Annotated in this window: 3 protein-coding genes; 1 reads left to right on the plus strand and 2 read right to left on the minus strand. The window is 67.0% G+C overall.

Annotation, left to right across the window (positions count from 1 at the left end):
* Window positions 1-339: 339 nt before the first annotated feature.
* Both BM536_RS38740 and BM536_RS38755 read right to left on the minus strand, forming a co-directional pair.
* Window positions 340-747 carry a hypothetical protein gene (locus BM536_RS38740; RefSeq protein WP_143651161.1) on the minus strand — a complete coding sequence of 136 codons (408 nt, stop codon included), beginning with the start codon at window positions 745-747 and terminating at the stop codon, window positions 340-342.
* A gap of 1,014 nt (window positions 748-1,761) precedes the next feature.
* Window positions 1,762-1,950: a zinc ribbon domain-containing protein gene (locus BM536_RS38755; RefSeq protein ID WP_073500005.1), complete on the minus strand. Its 189-nt coding sequence runs from the start codon at window positions 1,948-1,950 to the stop codon at window positions 1,762-1,764.
* A 312-nt stretch (window positions 1,951-2,262) separates the two neighbouring features.
* On the opposite strand from BM536_RS38755, the gene BM536_RS38760 reads away from it, so the two are divergent.
* Window positions 2,263-3,489: DEAD/DEAH box helicase family protein (locus BM536_RS38760; protein ID WP_143651165.1), on the plus strand; the 1,227-nt coding region annotated here is incomplete at its 3' end.

The raw sequence follows: 3,489 nt of genomic DNA on the forward strand, positions 1-3,489 counted from the left end.
GGGTACCATATCGCTGCGCGATATGCAAGCGAACACCCGCGCTGCGCGCGGGTGTTGCGCTCACGCTCCGCGTGAGCGCTGCTGCTCGCTGCGCGAGCAGCTCACCAGCCCGGCTGCGCCGGGCTGGTGACGCTCCGTCCGCTGCGCTCCCGGAGCTGCGGGGACTACGTCCCCGCAAGGTGGCCTCCGCTGCGCTCCAGCCACCAGGGGCGCGGTGCGCCCCAAAGGCCGGCCCCGCTGCGCGGGACGGCCAACGGGCCTTCGGCCCGGGCAGCGAGAGGGGGTCTGGTGGTGTAGTCGAAGCAGCCCGGCCTGAGTGGCCCGGTTCTCGCGGCGGTGTCAGGTCTGCGGTTCGCTGCTCTGGGCAGGGAACGCCGCGTACAGGGCTTCGGCATGCACCGCATCCCACTGGCTGATCAGCAGGCGCTCCACCCCACCCTCGTGTCGGCGCAGTTCGATTTCCTGCCCCTTGTCGAACTCCACCCGCACCCGTGGATTCCTGCACACCGCCACGGCCTCGCCGCGCATCATCTCGAACCAGACACCGCGTATGGCGTACTGGAGGTCATTGCCCCGGTGGCGCAGTACTCGTACCCGGCGATCGGTCAACAGAAGTGAAGCGCGTCGCGGGAACAGGCCCCACAGTGTGCGTCCGTATGTCACCGCACAGCCGGCTGTCATCCGCTCGCCCTCAGGAACCCACCGGGTCAAGCGTTCGCGGTCCACCGACCACTTGGCCGCTTCCACCGCCACCCCCTCCTCATCTTCCGTACGGCAGCGTCACTGTTGGGTGCTCCTGCCCGGAGGCAGCGCAAGGGAGCGGGCTGGCCGAGAGGGTCAGGCAGACGGGTGGCCGGTGATGGCCGGCAGGGTCGTTGTCCCGATCCGCCGGTAGGTCCTGAAGCCGTACACGGTCATCGCTGTCCAGATGACGGTACTGGCCAGAGGCCACCACAGGTCCCGTCCCCCTTCGCCCTGGACGAGATTGACGACCCAGCTGACCGCCCAGCTGACCGCGAGAACAAGTGCCGCCCACCTGGCCCACCGCCAGATCCGCATCGCTGCCCGGGCACGGGTTTCCTGTGTGCTCTGCTCATCTGGTCGCAGTCGTGTGCCATCCATACCTATCCGCCTACCCCCTGCCCTCCCCTTGCCTCCCGACGTCTGGGAGAGGGCCGAAAACAGACGACCTCACCGGCCTCAGAGATATTCAGAGGGTTCAGTCCTGCCAGGGTCCTTCAACCAGCCACACGGTGAGGGCTGTTTATCCGCCAGCGCAGTTGAGGGCAACAACCCTGAACCAAGCCCGCGAAGAGGCGCAGAAACACGAGGAGACCCGGGCCGCGGGTGGTACTGACCTACCGGCAGTTGGTCAGGCGTGTGCGTGGCGTGGTGCAGTGGCCCTGCGTGATGCGGCGTGGTGCGCGGGCTGTGATGCGGCGTGGTGGGCGGGGCGTCGCGCGCCTGCGGCCTGGAGGCGGTGTAGCCATAGGGAGGCTGTGAGCAGGAGGGTACTGAAGGCGGCCAGGAGGAGGGCGGATACCCACATCTGCCGGCTGCCGGGCGACTGCCAGGCTGTCCAGGCGGTCAATACCGCCCACAGCAGGGCGCCTCCCGCGTAGAAGGCGCGGACCCGGCGCAGCTGCCGCACGGCCCGCAAGGACATGACGCGATCAGTTGTGGATGCCATGCCGGCCCGTGTACCCCAGGGCACGCTCTTCAACGGGTGGGGTTGGTCGGGGTTGGTCCTTGAGTTGTCGTTCACTGTTGCTGCTGGGTGCGTCCTTCGAAGTCGCGTCGTATGGCCGCGCCTTGGTCCTCGACCAGTCCTGCGGTGTCGGGGAGGTCCAGGACGGCGTTGCAGTGGTTACACAGTTTGCCGTCTTCGGCCGGTGTGCCGCATGCCTTGCAGAACCGGTTGCCCTCGTCGTTTTCCGTCTTGTGTGTCATGGCTCTCTCCCTGCAGGTGGACAGTGATGGGCAGGGAGTACCCCGGGTGTCGGTGTTGATTCTCTAGGGCGCACGGTGGGCTGGGCGCTGCCTCTGCTTCATTTTGTGGTTGCGATAGACTCTGGATTTCAGTGACTCCTGCGTTGTGGGATCTGTGTGTCGCTGCAAGATGATCGTCTGTGTTTCGGAGCAGAGGTGTGATTGCGGTTTGTTGGTGGGGCGCCGTGACCCATCGCGTGGCGGTGGCATGCTGGTTGCTGGCCTTTGGCGTGTGGAATTTTTCGTCCAGCCTGTAGAAAAGGGAAGATCGGAATGGCTGTGAAGGAACTCCGTCCCCACCAGCGAGAAGCCGTGGACGCGGTTCTCCGGGCACTCGAATTGCCTGCAAGATCTACTGTGCCGGAGCGGGGGCTGCGGACTCAGGTGATCATGGCGACCGGAACCGGGAAGACCCTCGTGGCCACCCGGAGCGCGGAGGAGCTCCGTGCGGGCCGTGTGCTCGTCCTCGTTCCTTCGCTGGACCTGCTCGCCCAGACCGAGGCCGCGTGGCGCGAGGGGGGCCGTACGGGCCCGATGATCGGGGTGTCCTCCCTGCGCGGTCAGGAGGTGTCCTTCCCCAACACCACAGATGTGGACGAGCTGGTGGAGTGGACTCGCCACCTGGACAAGGTCACCGTGTTCGCCACGTACGCCTCACTCGGGCTGGGCACACTGGAACGCGCGCACGCCGCCGGCCTTCCGGGATGGTCGCTGATCATCGTCGACGAGGCCCACAGGTGTTCCGGCCGGATCGGGAAGCCCTGGGCGGTCGTCCACGACAACACCCGCATCCCCGCCCTGCGCCGCCTCTACATGACCGCCACACCCCGGCTCTGGCAGCTCGACGAGGACTCCGAACAGGGCGCGCCGGGTGAACTGGTGGCCTCGATGGAAGACGACCCCAGCTCACCGTTCGGCAGCAGGGCGTTCACTTTGACGCTCTCGGCAGCCATCGACAGGGGAATCTGTGCCCCCTACCAGGTCGTGTGCCTGGACATCACCGACACCCAGCTCCAAGCCGCCCAGCTCCTGGGCGAGGACGCCCGCTCCGAGCAGGTACGCGGGGCCAGACTCGCCGCGCTGCAGACTGCGCTGGTGAAGGCCTCGGCGGAGGAAAACTTCCGCAGGACGCTCGTCTTCCACCACGTCGTCAAGGAGGCCGAGGCCTTCGCGGCCGGCCTCCCCCACGTCGCCGGCCGGCTGCATGCCGCCGATCCGGAGCTGTATCCCAAAACGATCTGGGCCAACTGGCTGTGCGGCGACCACAGACCAGGCCACCGGCGGCAGGTGCTGAGCGAGTTCTCCAAGGGAATCGCTGCTGACGGCACCGTCGTGGAGAAGACGTTTCTTGGGTCCGTTCGCGTGCTCGGCGAAGGCATCGATACATCCCACTGTGACTCCGTGTACTTCGCCGACGTACGCGGCTCCATGCCCGACCTCGTCCAAGCCGTCGGCCGCGCACTGCGCATGCAACCCGGCGAAGGCAAGACCGCCTCCCTC

It is taken from the genome of Streptomyces phaeoluteigriseus, from assembly GCF_001896135.2.
Lineage (GTDB): Bacteria > Actinomycetota > Actinomycetes > Streptomycetales > Streptomycetaceae > Streptomyces > Streptomyces phaeoluteigriseus.

Bases quoted from the DNA above. Each gene is read 5' to 3' on its own strand.
- BM536_RS38755 (WP_073500005.1), bottom strand. From the start codon at position 1,950: ATGACACACAAGACGGAAAACGACGAGGGCAACCGGTTCTGCAAGGCA.